We start from the raw sequence: 15,267 nt of genomic DNA, 5'->3' as shown, positions 1-15,267 counted from the left end.
TCAAAATTAGTCCTTGTGATACATTAATTTTGCAAAATCCATTAAAAATTAAAAACTATAATGAAAGAACTTATTGAAGCCGCCTGGCAAGACAGGTCCTTACTGGAAGATCAAAAATATGTGGATGCTGTCCGTAATGTGATTGAAGAGGTCGATAAGGGCAGATTACGTACCGCTCAGCCCTCTGATAATGGCTGGCAGGTCAATGAATGGGTAAAGCAAGCGATCTTACTCTATTTTGGTATCCAGAAAATGCAGACCTGGGATCTGGCGCCTTTTGAGTTTCATGATAAAATGTTACTTAAAAAAGATTATGCCGCCATGGGTGTGCGTGCCGTGCCGCATGCCGTTGCCCGTTATGGCGCTTTTTTAGGCAAAAACGTAGTGCTGATGCCTAGCTATGTGAATATCGGTGCCTATGTCGATGAAGGAACCATGGTAGATACCTGGGCTACAGTCGGCAGCTGCGCACAAATCGGAAAGGGTGTACACCTGAGTGGTGGTGTAGGCATTGGCGGTGTGCTTGAACCACTGCAGGCCTCTCCTGTTATTATAGAAGACGGTTGTTTTGTGGGTAGCAGATGTATTGTTGTGGAAGGTGTGATCGTGGAAAAAGAAGCTGTACTGGGCGCAAATGTTGTTCTGACCAAGTCCACCAAAATAATCGATGTCAGCGGAGAAACTCCTGTAGAGTTCAAGGGCCGCGTTCCTGCCCGCAGTGTGGTTATCCCGGGAAGCTATCCCAAAACTTTCCCTGCAGGCACTTACAATGTGAACTGTGCACTGATTATCGGTCAGCGTAAACCCAGCACAGATCTTAAAACAAGTCTCAATGATGCCCTGCGTGATTTTAACGTAGCCGTCTAAATAAATAAGTATGTTAATTGAGGTATTAAAATCCAAAGTCCACCGGGCAGTTCTGACAGAAGCCAATTTAAACTATGTTGGCAGCCTGACCCTTGACGAGGCACTTATGGAGGCAGCCGGGATGATCGAAGGCGAAAAGGTTCAGATCGTGAATGTCAATAATGGGGAGCGTATAGAAACCTACCTGATCAAAGGCAAAAGAAACAGTGGCACCGTCTGTTTAAACGGACCGGCTGCCAGAAGAGGGGCCGTAGGTGATATCATTATCATTATCTCCTATGCCTTAATGGACTTTGAAGCCGCCAAGACATTTCAGCCAAAAGTGGTCTTTCCCAAAGAAGGAACCAATAAGCTTCCTTAGAGGAGAAAAAATAAACGTCTGAGGTGTGCTTACACCGGAGCGGAAAAAAGCAGCACCCTGGAGCGGTTCTATTGAACCCATCATGCTCCAGGGTGCTTATTGTTTATGAAACCCTGTGTTCTTTTCTTTTCCGGGAAAATATCCACATAAAAAAAGCAATAATATGAAAATTAAATACCTGGTAAAATCATTTGAAAATCTTAGCAACAAGGAACTGTATCGGATATTAAAACTTAGAGCTGACGTGTTTGTTGTAGAACAGCAATGTATTTATCAGGACTTGGATGATAAAGATGAAAGCAGCTATCATTTAATGTTGCTAGTTGATGATAAACTTGCCGGTTACACGCGATTATTGCCGGCAGGAATCTCCTACCCTGAGCCGTCCATCGGAAGAGTGATTATCGGCAAGCCATTCAGAGGCCTGAAATTAGGCAGACAGCTGATGGAAAAATCCATTCAGGCCTGTCAGCAGCAATACCATACTTCCACCATTCGAATTGGAGCACAATTGTATTTGAAAAACTTCTATAACTCATTGGGATTTGTACAAGAGGGTCAACAGTACGATGAAGACGGAATACCTCATATACAAATGGTCCGAAAATAATAAGTGCTATATGAATTCTAAAATATTTTTAATAATGGGATCCGGATCCTCCCTGCGGTAATGAATAAACAAATCCGTAAGGATGCGCGAAGCTAACATCCCAGAACAGCCTCGCAGACCGCACCGAAGAGCAGGGTTATAGATATTGTTTTTGCTTTTGGAGGGGGGGGTGTTTAATATTCCTTGCCATACTCATCACCGAATTAAAATGGAGGACGTTTTTTGGTAAAAAGTAAAAATTGTCCGTGATATCAACAGTCGCTACATACAATTAGCTAAACAACAATACCTTAAATGTATTGTCATTCAGATGAGCGCTAAAAGGTAGAAGAATTAAAAAAAGGAAATGCTCCGATTGAAAAACATAATTTTTATTTATGATTGGTTTGTAATGATTTTATGGTAAATTACCTGCTAAACACAACACATGAAAATTACAGCGTTTGCAGGTAGCAAGGTTTACAGTTTGGAAGATTTAAAAAGAGTGGTTGCCGGCTGGCGCTTAAAAGGGAAAAAAGTGGCTTTTACCAATGGCTGTTTTGATATTTTACATGCAGGCCATCTGGTCTCATTAAATGAGGCCGCCGCTCATGGGGATTGCCTGATTGTAGCCGTCAATTCCGATGCCAGCATCCGACACAATAAGGGCGAGGGCCGTCCCATCAACAAAGAGCAGGACCGCGCCTTATTACTAGCCTCCATGACCATTGTAGACGCCGTGGTGATCTTTGATGAGCCTACTCCCCTGTTGACCATTCAGGCCCTGATGCCTGACGTTCTGGTCAAAGGCGGCGATTATACTATTGATCAGGTAGTTGGAGCAAAAGAAGTTCAGGCAAATGGCGGAACGGTTATTATTAACCCCATTTTAGAGGGCTATTCCTCTACGGCCACTCTGAAAAAATTAAAGGGATCTCACTTTTCATAAAGGCCCGTCAGATACTGTTTCGGGAGAATGCGCACCGGGCAGAATAGCTGAAAACCTTACGCAAAGCATATCACAAGGCCATCTTCAAAGGCTGTCTGTATAAAAGCGATCCTAGACACTTTAAAAATACAGCGCTTCATTATCCTCCAGATATAAATCTACGAACTGCGTAAAACTCTCAGCGATGGGATGATAGTCCCCTCCGCAGATAACGTAAATCTCGTTTTTTTCTGCTGCTTCCGAATACAGCCTAATGCCATAAGCATACAGATGGTTACTGAAATTGGCAAATACATAGACCTGTTGATGGTTTTTTAAAGTACTGGGAATCAAGCCATAATCAGGAACTCCCTCCCAGTCATCATATAACTGTCTGATGGGCACAAAAGACTTGAGTTCATAAAACTGAAACATATGACTATCATATAATTGCTGGGTACCATTGAGTTGCTTAAAATAATCCCTTAAATCCGGTGGCAGCACCACCTGGTTGCGTTGCTCAAATACGTCCAGGGAAACATCACTTGCCAATTCAAATAATGAAATCCCTTCAAAAGACCAGATATGCTTAATTTGTCCTAGTTTGCCCATATCTCGTATGCAAAAAGCCTTTAGCTGATATTGTACCGATCCTTACAACCAGGGAATACCAGTAGCTAACTAATGAATTAAATATGTAAATAAAACAGTTACAATTATTTAACGCATTAATTATCCCTAAGTACCTCCCAATTCCTAACTTTAAAGGTAAAACTTATTTTACAAATATAATTTTAAAAACATATTTAGGCTGTTTAGTTGGCTATAAAATTTATCTCATGAAACCCATTCAGAATATACCGCGTGACATCAGCTGGCTTAGTTTTAATGAGCGGGTCCTGCAAGAGGCCAGTGATCCTACGGTACCGCTGGCTGAAAGGATTAAGTTTTTAGCCATCCATTCCAGTAACCTGGAAGAGTTCTTCCGGGTACGGGTAGCAGCCCTTAAACGCATGGTGCTGTTAAAAGGTAAAAAAGCGAACTTCTACTTCGAGCAACAACCGGAAGCCATTCTGGAAAGAATACAAACAATTGTGCTGCGTCAGCAAAGTGAATTTAATTCGATCTGGCAGGGTATTGTGGACCAAATGTCGGCACAGCAGGTCTATTTAAAAGACGCTTTATCGCTGTCGGCCAGACAGAAAACCTTTGTCAGAAATTATTTTGACCAGGAGGTGGCCTCCAGCGTCATCCCCTTACTGATTGAGGATTTGCCCGCCCTTCCTTACCTGAGAGATAAAAGCCTGTATTTAGGCGTGGTCATGCACAAAAAGCTGGATCCCATGGATCATAAGCTGGCACTGATAGAAATCCCTTCGGACATTCACGGGCGTTTTTTAAGATTACCCTCCAAAGCCAGTGAGACACATATCATATTATTAGAGGATGTGATCCGGTTCAATCTGCCCTTTATATTTTCCTTTTTTGATTATGACCAGTTTGAAGCCTATATATTTAATGTGACCAAAGATGCGGAGTTTGACATCGACAATGACCTTTCCAGCACCCTGGTCCAGAAAATAAAAAAAGGACTGAAAAACCGCCGTAAGGGCAAAGCTGTCCGCTTTGGTTATGACAAACAGATGCACAGTGGCCTGTTACAGTTTTTGATTAAAAACCTTCATCTGAGTCAAAAGGACAATATTATACCGGGTGAAAAAATCCACAATTTCAGGGATTTTACAGAACTGCCCGGACTACTCCCCTTTAAGTCTACCAGGAACCAGCCCCCTTTTACTCATCCGGATGTCTTTGGTAAAAGAAGGGTCACGGATGTCGTGTTAAAAAAAGATATTTTACTAAGTCTTCCTTACCATAGTTACGTAACGGTCATAGACCTGTTAAGGGAAGCTGCTATGGATCCCGATGTAGAGACCATTGAACTGACCGCCTACCGGCTGGCCTCTAATTCTAAAATCATCAATGCGCTGATCAATGCCGTACGTAATGGCAAGCAGGTCACCGTCATGATTGAACTCAGAGCCAGGTTTAATGAACAGGCCAATCTGGAATGGAAAGAAAGACTCGAAGAAGAGGGTGTAAAAACCCTGATCGGCATCCCGGATAAAAAAGTCCATGCCAAGCTCTGTGTCATAAAAAAAAGGGTCCATAATAAACTGATCAGCTATGGCTTTATCGCTACCGGCAATTTAAATGAAAAGACGGCTAAAATATACGGAGACTTTTACCTGTTGACCTCCAACCAGGCAATCATGTCCGATATTTCAAAGATATTCAGGTACCTGGCCAGTGCTGAGCTCAAAGATGAATCCATTCTATTAAAGTGCAAACATCTTATTATAGCGCCTACCAATATGCGGGAGCATTTTATTACCTGCATCGACCAGGAGATTGAAGCGGCAAAGGCTGGAAAGAAATCAGGAATCACCTTAAAACTCAATTCCTTAAGTGACGATGTTTTAATCCAGAAACTATACGAGGCGGCCTATGCAGGCGTACCGGTCAGAATGATTGTTCGCAGCATCTGTTCAGCCAATACACACTTTAAAAAATTCAAAAAAAATATGTTTGCCATCAGTATTGTGGATGAATATCTGGAGCACGCGAGGGTCTTCATTTTCCACCATGGCGGCAAGCATGCCACCTATATTTCCTCCGCCGACTGGATGGTACGTAACCTGCAACACCGGTTGGAAGTCGCCGTTAAAATTCAGAATCCCACGCTCAAAAAAAGACTCCGTGATATTCTGGAAATACAACTTTCTGATAATGTAAAGGCAAGAATTCTGGATAGTTCGCTGGAAAATAAGTATATTCATAGCAGCGAAAAACAAAAGGAGGTGCGTTCACAGATGGAAATCTATCACTATCTGAAAGAACAGGCGGATAAAGCGCTTGTCCGGCCGGTAGAGCCGGATGACCAGTCGAGGACTATTGAATCATAAAGTGAATGATCACCCTGAACAAATATTAAACGGAAACCGGACTTTTTTTCATGAGGGCATAGCCTTCTGAGCCATTAAAGTCCGGCTGCCGAAACGAAAATAAAACAGTATGGTATTAGCAGCGATTGACATAGGAAGTAACGCCTCCCGCTTACTCATTGCCGATGTAAAAGGTAAGGGAAAAAATGTGGAGTTCAGTAAGATGAATCTGGTGCGGGTACCGCTAAGGCTTGGCATGGATGTTTTCAAACTTTCTAAAATCGGCCCTAAAAGAGAAGCCATGTTGATCAATACCATGCAGGCATACCGCCACTTAATGAATGCCTATGGGGTAGAACAGTTCCGGGCCTGTGCGACCAGTGCCATGCGGGATGCCCAGAACAGCAAAACCATTATCGCTGATGTAAAAAAGAAAACAGGCATACCCATTGAAATCATTACCGGTGCCCAGGAAGCCTCCCTGGTCTTTAAAAACCATATCGCAGAAATGCTCAGTAAAGAGCATGCTTATCTATATATTGATGTAGGTGGTGGTAGTACGGAACTCAATTTTTATGTCAAGGGAAAACAGATCTTTAAAAAATCCATTAATATCGGTACCATCCGCCTTCTGGAAGGTCAGTGGTCTGAAAATGACTGGAATCAGCTAAAAAAACTGGTAGAAGAAAAAATCGTCTGCGATCTGCCGATAACAGCCATCGGTTCAGGGGGCAATATTAATAAAATATTCTCCCTGAGTAAGACAAAAGAAGGCAAACCGCTTTCGATTCGAACCCTTAGAAATTACTATAAACAGTTTGAAGCCCTCACGGTGCCACAAAGAATGCATCAGTATAATTTAAGAGAAGACCGGGCAGATGTCATTGTACCGGCCCTTCAGATTTATTTACAAATTATGCGCTGGACCGGGGCTCAGGAGATTTACGTTCCAAAGATAGGGGTCGCTGATGGTCTGATCCGGGAACTATACACCCACGTCAAAAAATAATCTGAACTGTTTTTAGTGGCGACGCCGCTTTCGCTTTAGGTAAGGCCGCCTTGATCATATGGTTGACATTCATTATCGGAGCGGTTAATTAATGCCGGTCAGCATCCAGACTGAGTTCCGGATCAAAGTCCTTACCCAGGGTCAATAAATCCCGCCAGCCAAGGGCCAGATATGGAGCTAAAGAGCAGCCTTTTGTTCCCAGACCATTTAAAACCCCAAGTTGCGGATAATCCTCGTGAAATCCCGCAAAGGGCCGTCGGTTAATACTGGCTGGTCTGACGGCCGCCAGATGATCTTCCACGCTATAGGGCAGTAAGAGTTCTTTATCTAAAAATTCAAGCACGTTTTCTTTAAAAGCATCGCTTGGTTGATCATGCTCAAAAGTCCACTGATAGGTAGATCCCACCCAAAATAGATTTTTTGAGGCGGTCATTGTATCCCCTTCCCAGGGAACGACACTATACCTGAGCTTATAAATATATTCTCTGGACAAGCCGGCTATATCAACGATTAAAGCCTCTCCTTTATTATAGCGAAAAGCAAGCTGCTTAAAATAAGGATTACTCCCGGCCTGCCAGCCGTCTGCTGCAATTATCCATTTTGCCTGTATCTTCTCCTCTGGGGCAGCCCCGTACGGGTAGCTCACGGCTCCGTACTGCTGGAGTCTGTCCTGATCCAGTTGTAGCGCGGACCAGTCCATCTGACACGCCATCAGACATTGCTTGCTTTGTAAATAAAGTCTGTAACGGTCCAGCAGTCCTTTGATATCGATCAACAAAGCAGGTGTAATAACGCTTGCGCCGTAAGGGTGGTTAAAAAACCGGCCCGGTTTATCTACATTTATCTCCCGGATATAGGCGCTGCCAGCCTCCATCCTTTTATTAAAAGCATCCCGCATCTGTTCACTTCCGTGAACAGAGAGGATTTCCACTGCCCTGGCAACGGGAGGCATCTGCAGTCTTAGCGCAATCCGGTTATAACTATCCAGGGCCAGGGGTAATAACGCACCAATTTTCCAGGTTTCCACCACCCTGCGACCGGTAACCGGATTGATCACGCCAGAGGCAACCCGACTGGCGCTACCACCCTGTTGGTTATCGATGACCATCACAGAAAAACCCGCCTCCATCAATTCAAAACTCAGAAAAGTACCGGCTATCCCCTGCCCGACGATCAAGACATCCACTTGTTTCATAACTGCAAATTTAATCACTGAGCGACAAACCCGCCAGTTTATATTTCAGGGCTGGGACCAGGCATCTGTCAGTGCGATCCTTTTACTACAGGCAAAAAAAAAGCCTGTTCTCCTCTGCGTTGAGCGCAAAAAAAGAGAACAGGCTTTTTAATTGTATCTTTCTGTAAACCCTGTAGGCGATTAATAAACCGTACGCACTTTGATGGTACCTTTTACGTCCTTGAGTAATTCCACTGCTTTTCCGGACAGTTTTTTATCCAGATCAAGTACCACATAACCAATGGTATCATTGGTACTTAAGTATTGGCCCAATACGTTGATTTTATTTTTAGACAATAAAGTATTGATTTCACTAAGCACACCCGGCTTATTTTCATGAATATGCAAAATGCGGTGTGCATTGGGATGCGCCTGTAATACGATAGATGGGACCGTAATACATTGATTGGTCACCCCGTTTTCCAGGTAGTCAAATAGTTTTTTACTGACATCATCCCCGATATTCGCCTGCGCTTCTTCTGTGGAACCACCGATATGCGGTGTAAGCAGCACATTGCTTAAGCCTCTGAGCGGGGTTTCAAATGCATCGCCGATTTTTTTAGGTTCAACCGGGAATACATCGATTGCCGCTCCGGAGAGATGACCACTTTGCAGGTGTTTTACCAAGGCCTCTATGTCTACACAATGCCCTCTGGCATAGTTGATTAAAATAGAGCCGTCCTTAAAGGATTTCAATAATTTTTCGTTGACAATCTCTTTGGTGTCCGGTGTTTCGGGTACATGCAGAGAAATAATATCAGATTTGCTGACCAGCTCTTTCATGGATTTGGTAGAGGCCGCGTTCCCTAAAGGTAATTTAGTCGCTACATCATAAAATAACACCCTCATACCCAACGCTTCTGACAAAATACTCAACTGGGTGCCGATATTACCATAACCAATTATCCCCATGGTTTTGCCACGCAGTTCATAGCTTTCTTTAGAATCTTTCAGCCAGATACCGTCATGCGCCGCTTTATTCTTATCTAATATCTTACGGATTAACAAAATAGAGGTTGCAATCACTAATTCAGCCACACTTCTGGTGTTGCTGTAAGGTGCATTAAAAACAGCGACTCCCGCATTTTTAGCGGCATCCAGGTCTACCTGATTGGTTCCAATACAAAAACAGCCGATGGCCTGTAATTTTGTGGCGGCTTTTAAAACCTTTGCAGTTATTTTAGTTTTCGAGCGGATCCCAATTAAATGAACATCTTTAATAGCCTTGGCGAGTTCTTCTTCGTTTAAAGCACCGGTCAGTTTTTTCACATTCGTATAACCTGCGGACTTAAAACGCTCAACGGCTTTGTCACTGATATTCTCTAAAAAGAGAATATTAATTTTTTCCTTCGGATAACTGGTTTGCTCTTTCATGCAATTTTCATTTGTTTAATGAGTATTTGAAAATAATGCAAATTTTACATAGCTGCTTCAATATTTTTGCATAGAATCTAATTAATTCCGATAAAAAATACAGCCTGTATTATTTAACATTTGCGAATTTAATCGAATCTAAACTAATAGATGTTAATGGTCACCGGATGTATTTTTCACAAACGGCTCATTCATTATCCTAAATGGGGGGATTTCACTAAGGTCTGCAACCAGCACATAAAATATTGTCTGACAATATTTTATATATTGTCAAGAGAGCGATAATACTCTATTAAATTAATAGGCTTTAGAAAAGAAAATGTCTGACAAAAAATCATAAAAATATTTTTTCAGGATTTATAAGGAGGGTTCTGTCAATGTTTTAACAGTGAAATTATTCACGCAGAAATACTTTGTTCTCAAGAATTTATTCCTACCTTGCATTAACTAACAAATGTACGTTCATAAAAATAAAAGTTTTTAAACGCGTTATGCAAACTTTATCCGACAACAGCACCGCAGCACCCAAGGCGGCGCCTAATCTCTTTGATGCAAAAAAAATCTACTACAACCTGCTGCCCGACCAGCTGGAACAACAAACCCTCCAATTAGGCCAGGGCAGACTCAGTGAAGAAGGCGCTTTATGCGTAAACACGGGGAAGTTTACCGGCAGGTCTCCCAAAGACAAGTTTATTGTAAAAGACGCCATCACCACCAGTGCAGTGGACTGGGGGAATGTCAATATACCGATCAGTACAGAAGTCTTTAATCGCTTGTATGATAAAGTGATCGCCTATCTGGCTGATAAGGAAATCTGGATCAGGGATGTGAGTGCGGCCGCATACCCTGAATACAATCTGAAGATACAGGTAATCAATGAAACGCCCTGGGCCAACTTATTTTGTTATAACCTTTTTATTGATCATAGTCTAAAGACCCCTGCTACCGATTCCTCCCATCAGGCAAAGTGGCAAATTATTCAGGCGCCCGGCTTTTTAGCCGACCCTTCAACCGATGGTACCAGACAGGCCAATTTTACGATTATTAATTTTACCAAAAGAATCGTTTTAATCGGTGGCACCGCTTATACCGGAGAAATAAAAAAAGGCATATTCAGCGTTTTGAATTTTCTTTTACCGCATGACCATAAAGTGCTTTCCATGCACTGCTCCGCCAATGAAGGGCAAAAGGGCGATGTGGCCCTGTTTTTTGGATTAAGCGGTACCGGCAAAACCACCCTGAGTGCCGCTCCCGACAGAGCCCTTATCGGAGATGATGAACACGGATGGGCGGAACATGCCATCTTTAATTTTGAAGGCGGCTGTTATGCCAAATGTATTAACCTGAGTCCGGAAAAAGAACCCGAGATAGCCGCCGCCATAAAAAAAGGAACCCTACTAGAAAATGTCAGTTTTTATCCGGGGGAAAACCGGATCAATTACGCTGACGCGTCTATAACAGAGAATACCCGGGCAGCTTATCCACTCAGCTACATCAAAAACGCCAAACATCCTTCCTTTGGCAACCTGCCGAGCAACATCTTTTTTCTGACCTGTGATGCCTTCGGCGTCCTGCCCCCCATCTCAAAACTGACCAGAGGGCAGGCGATGTATCATTTTGTCAGTGGATATACGGCCAAGGTAGCCGGAACGGAAGTAGGCATCAAGGAACCTCAGACAGTATTCTCCGCCTGTTTTGGTCATGTTTTTTTACCATTACATCCGACGGAATATGCAGAATTATTAGGACGTAATCTGCAAAAGCACCCACAGATTAATGTCTGGCTGATCAATACTGGTTGGAGTGGCGGCGCCTATGGTACAGGAAAACGAATTGATCTGAAATACACCAGAGCCATGGTTCTGGCCGCTTTAAATAATCAACTGGAAGATGTGCCTTATATACCGCATGATGTTTTTGGGGTGTTAAAACCCCAGTATTGCCCGGGTGTTCCATCAGACATCCTCAATCCGAGAGCAGCCTGGCCGGATAAGGCAGCCTATGACCAGCAAGCAAATAAATTGGCTTCTTTGTTTATTGAAAACTTCAAATTATATGAACAAAAGGCCAGTGCCTCTACCAGAGCAGGCGGCCCCAAAATCATCCGCTGATTGCCTTTTTTAAGCGAAGAGATCACGATGCAGGTTAACCTATAAAGGTATAACAATAAGAAAGCGCCGTATATGCAGGCAACTACCTGCATATACGGCGCTTTCTTAATTATCGTTTTATATCCTGTTCAACCCTCTTTTTGGAGGGCTGCCAGCCCTTACTGTTTTTGAAGTAGCCGGTCTTGTTATTAACTGGCTTTTTGGTTGACTGGTGGTGGAGGGGGCGGCGGCATACCGGGAGCACCGTCTTTACCTGCCGGACGCATACCGGGTCCCATTTTCTTAAAATGATCCGGTCCCATATCCTCCATACTGCTGACGGGATGCTTACTACCGTGGTGGCAGGTGACACAGGTCACCACCTGAATGGTATCCGGACGACTTGAATTGCGGAAATTAAAATAGTCCTTATTGATGGAGGCGGTCATTTCCATCATGTGGCGGGCAAACTCCTTATGCTTTAGTTCATCACTGGCAAAATCCAGTTTGGTAGAATCCAGTTTACTCTTAGCGTGACAAAAATCACATTTAACGCCCAGTGCCTTATTGAATCCATGCATGATTCCCATCAGACTGTCCCGGGTAATGTCTTGTGGTAACACCTTAAAATTGTGCTTAGGCTGTGTAAATGAAAAAGACATCAACACGCCTATGAACAGTGCTCCCAAAATAACAAGAACACTGCCTTTGTTTTTATTGGCTTTAATTTTCAACATATCACTTCGAATTTGAATAGAATTTATAATAAGTACATATCCACTTATTATTTATACCGTAAATATAAATAACTGAAAACTACTTTCAAAATAAAAAATTCGTTACCGTTTGCTGCAGGTGGCTACAATAAAAAAAGAGCGCCTTCAGTGTTAACCTAACAGTTAATCTGAACAGCACTCATTTGTATGTTGTGTTGTTGAAGTAAAGGGTTATAATTCCTGGTATATATTCTGGCCTGGAAAATTAAAACCGGCCGCCAAATATCTCGGTATTATAACTTCAAAACTTTGTTGGGTGATCCTGAGGGCAGCATGAATTCCTGTCAGAAGGGCCCCTGTTAAGCAAATGCATTTTATGCTTCTGCTACCTCCTCAGAGACATCGTTTGCAGAACGTTTAACTTTCTTAATCAGTTTAAGTACACGTTCACGGATGTCATCACTGACGCCTGCCACCTCTGATTTAAACACATCTTGTAAATCATCCAACTCTTCCATGGACTTCTCCGTCCATTTATTAAATTTATTTTTCAGATCTCTGGTAGAATCTGCGAGCTGTTTACGGGTTTCTTCACCTGACTGAGGCGCCAGCATTAAGCCCACAACTGCCCCGGCCACAATACCGGAAATCGTTCCAACCAAAATATGTTTTGCACTCATAATGAATAGTTTTAAATGTTATTAATAAGGATTAATCTAGAAGATTCAACAACCTTGCCAAGATCATCAAACTCAATGTTAAGATAAGAAACTCAGGTGACTATACCAAATCTGAGGGGATTTATTTTCCCCGCTACGGGTAGCTTCGGCTACCATCAGCGCTAAATTTTTAAGGACCGCTTAATATCACCGCACACAAGGCCAGATTTAGGTAAAAAAAACTATATTCGCAGGTAATTATTACCCTTAAAAACAAACAACTTTAAGCGATTAAGTAAAAAGTTATGGCAAAAATATTAGTGATTGATGATGAGAAGGCCATCCGCAAAACCCTTCAGGAAATTCTGACCTTTGAAGGTTACAAAGTGGATGAGGCAGTCGACGGTGAGGACGGCTGGAAACACTTCTCTGAAAACACCTATGACGTTGTTCTCTGCGATATAAAAATGCCCAAGCTCGATGGTATGGAATTTCTGACCAGAGCCATGGAGCTAAATTCCGATACCCCCATCATCATGATCAGCGGCCACGGCAATATTGAATCAGCTGTGGAAGCGGTTAAAAAAGGCGCTTTTGATTTTATTAGTAAACCTCCGGACTTAAACCGGTTACTGATTACCATCCGCAATGCTACGGACAAAAATGTCCTGAGTAAAGAAACGAAGACCCTCAAAAAAAGAGTCGCCAAGGTCCAGGAAATGATTGGTCAGTCGGAAGAGATTAATAAAATCAAGGCCACCATTGACAAAGTGGCGGAGACGGATGCCCGGGTGCTCATTACCGGAGAAAACGGAGTGGGTAAAGAACTGGTAGCCAGATGGATTCATGCAAAAAGTAACCGGGCCGGCAAACCGCTGGTGGAAGTCAACTGTGCAGCCATCCCTCAGGAACTTATTGAAAGTGAATTATTTGGACACGAGAAAGGCTCCTTTACCTCAGCCGTTAAACAGCATATCGGTAAATTTGAACAGGCCAGTGGCGGCACCTTGTTTTTGGATGAGGTCGGCGATATGAGTCTCAGCTCACAGGCCAAAGTCCTAAGGGCGCTGCAGGAAGGCAAAATTCAGCGCGTGGGCGGTGAAAAAGAAATCAATGTGGATGTCCGGGTAATTGCCGCCACCAATAAGGATCTGCTCAAAGAAGTGGAAGAAAAGAACTTCCGGCTGGACCTTTATCACCGGCTGGGCGTCATCTTAATACATACCCCCTCTTTGAACAACCGCAGGGAAGATATTCCCCTGCTGGTCGAAAAATTTCTGGAAGATATTGCCCAGGATTATGGCCAGCCTATCAAAAAAATTGATAAAGACGCGCTCAAGGCTTTACAGGAACATAACTGGCGGGGAAATATTCGTGAGTTAAGAAATGTGGTGGAAAGACTCATTATACTGGCAGGCGATAAGATCAAACTGGAAGACATCCATAATTATGTAATTACTAAATAGGATTACCTCATTTTCTAAAGCTGCCGGGTCTTATGGATCTGCCTCTACTATAAAAACAGACGGATCTTATGAAAAAAACCGATGCGCCGAATTTAAATGCCTCACAGCCGCCTGCCTTGTCAGGGAAAACACTGGTTGTCCTGGCCGGGCCTACGGCTTCGGGAAAGACGGCCTTAGGTATCTGGCTGGCCCGACAGTTTCAAACAGAAATACTGTCGGCAGACTCCAGGCAGTGTTACAAACAGCTAAATATTGGCGTAGCCAGACCAAGCCCTGAAGAACTGGCAGCCGTCCCCCACCACTTTATCGCCTCGCACGATATTCAGGAAAACCTGAACGCGGGTTGGTACGAGTCCTATGGCCTCAGGGAGTTGGATCAACTTTTTAAAAAGCATTCTGTGGTACTGGTTGTCGGCGGCACGGGGTTATATATTAAGGCGCTGACAGAAGGCATGGATATTATGCCGTCCATTCCACCTGAGCTCAGAGAAGCAGTCACACTCGCCTATCACACTTCCGGACTCAGTTGGCTGCAGGGGGCCGTTCAAAAGGAAGACCCTTTATTTTGGCAGTCGGCCGAACAGATGAATCCCCAAAGGCTCATGCGTGCGCTGGAATTTATCCGCGCTACCGGTGAGTCTATTATGACTTATCGCAAGCAACAAAAGCAACCAAGGGACTTTCAGGTCATCAGTATCGCGCTGGATTTACCCAGGGAAGTTTTATATGAACGCATTAATGACCGGGTAGATATCATGATAAAAGAGGGGCTGGAAAAGGAAGTTCAACATCTTTATCCCATGCGTCATCTAAACGCTTTGCAAACGGTGGGTTATAAGGAATGGTATCCCTATTTTGAAGGGGCTTGTACGCTGGACCAGGTGCGGGAAAAAATTCAACAGAACACACGTCATTACGCCAAAAGGCAGGTGACCTGGTTTAAAAAGCAGCAAGATTTTCTCTGGTTTTCCCCGGCAGATAAGGAAAAAATCCTAAATTGTATTCAATCTCGTATTAAACATTAATTGA

14 protein-coding genes are annotated in these 15,267 nt (G+C 43.3%); 9 read left to right on the top strand and 5 right to left on the bottom strand.

Annotated features, from left to right (window positions below):
• Nucleotides 1-60: 60 nt before the first annotated feature.
• The 4 genes from BLU80_RS08755 to rfaE2 all read left to right on the top strand — a co-directional run bounded on the left by BLU80_RS08755 (nt 61) and on the right by rfaE2 (nt 2,766).
• Nucleotides 61-867, top strand: a complete 807-nt coding sequence (locus BLU80_RS08755; RefSeq protein ID WP_091396735.1) for a 2,3,4,5-tetrahydropyridine-2,6-dicarboxylate N-succinyltransferase — start codon at nt 61-63, stop codon at nt 865-867.
• 10 nt (nt 868-877) lie between these two features.
• Entirely contained in the window at nt 878-1,228 is a 351-nt protein-coding gene (panD, locus tag BLU80_RS08750; protein ID WP_091396733.1) for an aspartate 1-decarboxylase, read from the top strand.
• Between the two features lie 163 nt (nt 1,229-1,391).
• Nucleotides 1,392-1,838: a GNAT family N-acetyltransferase gene (locus tag BLU80_RS08745; RefSeq protein ID WP_091396731.1), complete on the top strand. Its 447-nt coding sequence runs from the start codon at nt 1,392-1,394 to the stop codon at nt 1,836-1,838.
• A 427-nt stretch (nt 1,839-2,265) separates the two neighbouring features.
• Nucleotides 2,266-2,766: a D-glycero-beta-D-manno-heptose 1-phosphate adenylyltransferase gene (gene rfaE2 / locus BLU80_RS08740; RefSeq protein WP_091396728.1), complete on the top strand. Its 501-nt coding sequence runs from the start codon at nt 2,266-2,268 to the stop codon at nt 2,764-2,766.
• Nucleotides 2,767-2,886: 120 nt separating this feature from the next.
• On the opposite strand, the gene BLU80_RS08735 is transcribed toward rfaE2, so the two are convergent.
• Nucleotides 2,887-3,357, bottom strand: coding sequence for an SMI1/KNR4 family protein (locus BLU80_RS08735; protein WP_091396726.1), 471 nt, complete (start codon nt 3,355-3,357; stop codon nt 2,887-2,889).
• A 227-nt stretch (nt 3,358-3,584) separates the two neighbouring features.
• On the opposite strand from BLU80_RS08735, the gene ppk1 reads away from it, so the two are divergent.
• The gene (gene ppk1 / locus BLU80_RS08730) at nt 3,585-5,711 is read left to right on the top strand and encodes a polyphosphate kinase 1 (protein ID WP_091396723.1); all 2,127 of its coding nucleotides are present in this window, start codon (nt 3,585-3,587) and stop codon (nt 5,709-5,711) included.
• A gap of 109 nt (nt 5,712-5,820) precedes the next feature.
• Nucleotides 5,821-6,699: a Ppx/GppA phosphatase family protein gene (locus BLU80_RS08725; protein WP_091396720.1), complete on the top strand. Its 879-nt coding sequence runs from the start codon at nt 5,821-5,823 to the stop codon at nt 6,697-6,699.
• A gap of 88 nt (nt 6,700-6,787) precedes the next feature.
• Here the strand turns inward: BLU80_RS08725 and BLU80_RS08720 are convergent, their stop codons facing one another.
• A complete protein-coding gene (locus tag BLU80_RS08720; RefSeq protein ID WP_091396718.1) occupies nt 6,788-7,894 on the bottom strand; it encodes an NAD(P)/FAD-dependent oxidoreductase in 1,107 nt (368 codons plus the stop codon).
• 180 nt (nt 7,895-8,074) lie between these two features.
• Complete coding sequence (serA, locus tag BLU80_RS08715) at nt 8,075-9,307, bottom strand: phosphoglycerate dehydrogenase (RefSeq protein ID WP_091396715.1); 1,233 nt, start codon at nt 9,305-9,307, stop codon at nt 8,075-8,077.
• A 491-nt stretch (nt 9,308-9,798) separates the two neighbouring features.
• On the opposite strand from serA, the gene pckA reads away from it, so the two are divergent.
• A complete protein-coding gene (gene pckA, locus BLU80_RS08710; protein ID WP_091396712.1) occupies nt 9,799-11,418 on the top strand; it encodes a phosphoenolpyruvate carboxykinase (ATP) in 1,620 nt (539 codons plus the stop codon).
• Between the two features lie 188 nt (nt 11,419-11,606).
• Here the strand turns inward: pckA and BLU80_RS08705 are convergent, their stop codons facing one another.
• Both BLU80_RS08705 and BLU80_RS08700 read right to left on the bottom strand, forming a co-directional pair.
• Entirely contained in the window at nt 11,607-12,134 is a 528-nt protein-coding gene (locus tag BLU80_RS08705; protein ID WP_211481800.1) for a c-type cytochrome, read from the bottom strand.
• Between the two features lie 353 nt (nt 12,135-12,487).
• Entirely contained in the window at nt 12,488-12,793 is a 306-nt protein-coding gene (locus BLU80_RS08700; RefSeq protein WP_091396710.1) for a YtxH domain-containing protein, read from the bottom strand.
• 284 nt (nt 12,794-13,077) lie between these two features.
• Here BLU80_RS08700 and BLU80_RS08695 point away from each other — a divergent pair, with 284 nt between their 5' ends.
• Nucleotides 13,078-14,238, top strand: a complete 1,161-nt coding sequence (locus tag BLU80_RS08695) for a sigma-54-dependent transcriptional regulator (protein WP_091396708.1) — start codon at nt 13,078-13,080, stop codon at nt 14,236-14,238.
• A 68-nt stretch (nt 14,239-14,306) separates the two neighbouring features.
• Nucleotides 14,307-15,263 (top strand): tRNA (adenosine(37)-N6)-dimethylallyltransferase MiaA, encoded by a 957-nt coding sequence (gene miaA, locus BLU80_RS08690; protein ID WP_091396705.1) that lies wholly within the window; start codon nt 14,307-14,309, stop codon nt 15,261-15,263.
• Nucleotides 15,264-15,267 lie beyond the last annotated feature (4 nt).

The organism is Arachidicoccus rhizosphaerae (assembly GCF_900107765.1).
GTDB lineage: Bacteria > Bacteroidota > Bacteroidia > Chitinophagales > Chitinophagaceae > Arachidicoccus > Arachidicoccus rhizosphaerae.
The sequence above is the reverse complement of the archived record's forward strand: the minus strand, read 5'-3'. Positions and strand labels throughout refer to the sequence as shown.

Excerpts from the sequence above, each read along its gene's own strand:
- BLU80_RS08755 (WP_091396735.1), top strand. The coding sequence starts at position 61 with ATGAAAGAACTTATTGAAGCCGCCTGGCAAGACAGGTCCTTACTGGAA.
- panD (WP_091396733.1), top strand. The coding sequence starts at position 878 with ATGTTAATTGAGGTATTAAAATCCAAAGTCCACCGGGCAGTTCTGACA.
- BLU80_RS08745 (WP_091396731.1), top strand. The coding sequence starts at position 1,392 with ATGAAAATTAAATACCTGGTAAAATCATTTGAAAATCTTAGCAACAAG.
- rfaE2 (WP_091396728.1), top strand. The coding sequence starts at position 2,266 with ATGAAAATTACAGCGTTTGCAGGTAGCAAGGTTTACAGTTTGGAAGAT.
- BLU80_RS08735 (WP_091396726.1), bottom strand. The coding sequence starts at position 3,357 with ATGGGCAAACTAGGACAAATTAAGCATATCTGGTCTTTTGAAGGGATT.
- ppk1 (WP_091396723.1), top strand. The coding sequence starts at position 3,585 with ATGAAACCCATTCAGAATATACCGCGTGACATCAGCTGGCTTAGTTTT.
- BLU80_RS08725 (WP_091396720.1), top strand. The coding sequence starts at position 5,821 with ATGGTATTAGCAGCGATTGACATAGGAAGTAACGCCTCCCGCTTACTC.
- BLU80_RS08720 (WP_091396718.1), bottom strand. The coding sequence starts at position 7,894 with ATGAAACAAGTGGATGTCTTGATCGTCGGGCAGGGGATAGCCGGTACT.
- serA (WP_091396715.1), bottom strand. The coding sequence starts at position 9,307 with ATGAAAGAGCAAACCAGTTATCCGAAGGAAAAAATTAATATTCTCTTT.
- pckA (WP_091396712.1), top strand. The coding sequence starts at position 9,799 with ATGCAAACTTTATCCGACAACAGCACCGCAGCACCCAAGGCGGCGCCT.
- BLU80_RS08705 (WP_211481800.1), bottom strand. The coding sequence starts at position 12,134 with ATGTTGAAAATTAAAGCCAATAAAAACAAAGGCAGTGTTCTTGTTATT.
- BLU80_RS08700 (WP_091396710.1), bottom strand. The coding sequence starts at position 12,793 with ATGAGTGCAAAACATATTTTGGTTGGAACGATTTCCGGTATTGTGGCC.
- BLU80_RS08695 (WP_091396708.1), top strand. The coding sequence starts at position 13,078 with ATGGCAAAAATATTAGTGATTGATGATGAGAAGGCCATCCGCAAAACC.
- miaA (WP_091396705.1), top strand. The coding sequence starts at position 14,307 with ATGAAAAAAACCGATGCGCCGAATTTAAATGCCTCACAGCCGCCTGCC.